General features: G+C 67.8%; 2 protein-coding genes. Both read left to right on the top strand.

The annotated features are described in order from the left end of the window. Positions 1-130 precede the first annotated feature (130 nt). Positions 131-1,660, top strand: a complete 1,530-nt coding sequence (gene istA / locus ACFYR3_RS45660; RefSeq protein ID WP_389288339.1) for an IS21 family transposase — start codon at positions 131-133, stop codon at positions 1,658-1,660. Further along, positions 1,660-2,451 (top strand): IS21-like element helper ATPase IstB, encoded by a 792-nt coding sequence (istB, locus tag ACFYR3_RS45655; RefSeq protein WP_382551209.1) that lies wholly within the window; start codon positions 1,660-1,662, stop codon positions 2,449-2,451. The genes istA and istB overlap by 1 nt, the downstream gene beginning before the upstream one ends. The last annotated feature ends 113 nt before the right edge of the window (positions 2,452-2,564 follow it).

Here is a 2,564-nt window from a genome sequence, read left to right as displayed (position 1 = left end):
TGACCGTGGCCTCGGCATACTCCCCATAGGCGGCCATTTACGGCCCCACTGATGGCCAGCGGTTTCCCCGCGGATGGCCAGATATCTCCCCGCTCGCCCCAGACGTATCCGGTCGGCGAAGCTCGAGCGGGTGAAGAACAGCAGGGAGATCATGGAAATCCTTGAGGCGTACGACCTCACGGGCAGTTACCGTTCGGCGGCTGAGCTCGCCGGGTGCGATCACCACACGGTGGCCCGATATGTGAAGATGCGGGCTGCCGGACAGCACCCCGACGCCCGTCGGCACCGGGACCGGGCCATCGATGTTTTCCTGCCGAAGATCGAAGAGCTGGTGGTCCGCTCGAACGGGCGGATCCGCGCGGACGTGGTCCACAAACGGATCACCGCGATGGGCTTCACGGGTGGGGAACGCACTACCCGCCGCACGGTCGCGGAGGCAAAAGCCCAGTTCAGGGCAGGTCAGCGGCGTGTCTATAGGCCGTGGATCACTGAGCCGGGGCTGTGGCTGCAATGGGATTGGGGCGAGGGTCCGCAGATCGGCGGACGCCGTACTTCTTTGTGGTGTGCGTGGGTGGCCTGGTCGCGTTTCCGCGTGGTGATTCCGGTCTGGGACAAGACGCTGCCGACGATCACCGCGTGTCTGGACGCCACGTTGCGGCGGATCGGCGGGGTCCCGGCCTATGCGCTGACCGACAACGAGAAGACGGTCACCACCGACCACATCGCCGGGATCGCGGTCCGCAACCCCGAGATCGTCGAGGTCGCCCGCCACTACGGCATGACGATCCGCACCTGCCTGCCGGCGGACCCGGAAACCAAGGGCGGCAGCGAGGCGACCGTTCGCATAGCCAAGGCCGACCTGGTTCCCAAGGACGTCAACCTCCTTGAGGAATACCGCAACTTCGCCGCCCTGGAGTCGGCCTGCCGCACCTTCTGCGAGGAGGTCAACAACCGGGTCCACCGCGAGACGAAACGGCGGCCCATCGAGATGCTCGCCGAGGAACGAACCCGCCTGCACCCGCTGCCCAAGCAGCCCTTCACCGTCGCGTTCGGCACCACCCGGCGGGTCTGCTGGGACTCCACGATCTCCGTCGAGGCCGTCCGCTACTCGGTTCCGCACGAGCTGATCGACACCCGGGTCTGGGCCCGATTCCACGGCGACGAAGTGATCGTCACGGCCGTCGACCCGGCGGACGGCCATGCCCGCGAGGTGGCCCGCCACGAACGCGGATCGGCCGGCACCCCCGTCCTTGACGACGCGCACTACCCGCCGCGCGAGAACAAGGAAGGCGACCGCACCCCGAAGGCGACCAGCGCCGAGGAGGCCGCGTTCTTGATGCTCGGCCCCGGCGCCGGTGCCTGGCTGGTCGAGGCCGCGACCGCCGGCACCCGCAAGGTCAAGGCGAAGATGGCCGAGGCCGTCGCCTTCTCCAAGCTCTACTCCGCCGCCGAGGTCGACCGGGCGCTGGGCACCGCTGCAGTCACCGGCCGGTTCGCCGAGAAGGACCTGATCTCCATCCTCGACTACCAGGTCGGCCTGGAGAGCGTCGAGGTCACCCGCGCCAGCGAGACCCACAGCCTGCAGCCCGGCACCTCCGCCTGGTCCCGCTTCGGCACCACCGCCCCGCTTGAGATCGATGACGAAGGTGACACGCTCTGATGGCCACCCCACTCCGCACCGTTTCCGGCTCCAGCGGCGACCAGCTCGCCGAGGCCATCGAGTTGACCAAGCGGCTCAAACTCCCGCACATCCGCAAGGCGTTGACCGATGTGATCCCCACCGCGAAGGCCCAGAGGTGGGACCCCGCAGAAGTCGTACGCGTCCTGCTTTCCGAGGAAGCGGCCGGCCGAGACCGCGCAAATCTGCACACCCGGCGCAAGCGGGCCGGCTTCCCGGCGGGCAAGACGTTCGGCGACTGGGACGAGCAGGCGTCCTCGATACCCCGCGCCACCCAGGACTCCATCAAGACCCTCGAATGGGTCCAACGCAGGGAAAATCTCTGCGTAGTTGGACCCTCGGGAACCGGGAAAAGCCACTGGTGCGAGGCCCTGGGACAGGCCGCGGTCGAGGCCGGGCTGGCCGTCGCCTGGTTCTCCATCGAAGACCTTGGCGCCCTCGTCCGCCGCCACCGGGCCGACGATTCCATCGCCAAGGCCCTGACCCGGGTGATCCGCTCCGACTTGATCATCGTCGACGACATTGGCCTGCTGCCCGTGTCTCCGGACGCCGCCGAGGGCTTCTACCGCCTGGTCGACGCCGCCTACGAGCGACGCGCCCTCGCGGTCAGCAGCAACCTCCACCCCTCGGGATTCGACGAGATCATGCCGAAAACACTCGCCACCGCGACCGTCGACCGGCTCATGCACCACGCCCACATCGTTGTCACCCAGGGTGACAGCTTTCGGCTCACCCAGGCCACCTCCGGACAAGGAGTGAAGCCCTTCAGCTGATCACAGCACTCACCACGGCGGGGAGATAACTGGCCGCCGTTGGGGAGATCTCGCAGGCCGCCAGTGGGGCGAAACCCTGGCCGCCTACGGGGAGCACTTCAAGGCCATTGACA

Source organism: Streptomyces sp. NPDC005784, assembly GCF_042871525.1.
GTDB lineage: Bacteria > Actinomycetota > Actinomycetes > Streptomycetales > Streptomycetaceae > Streptomyces.
Note: the sequence above shows the minus strand (reverse complement) of the source record. Positions and strands in the feature narration are given on the sequence as shown.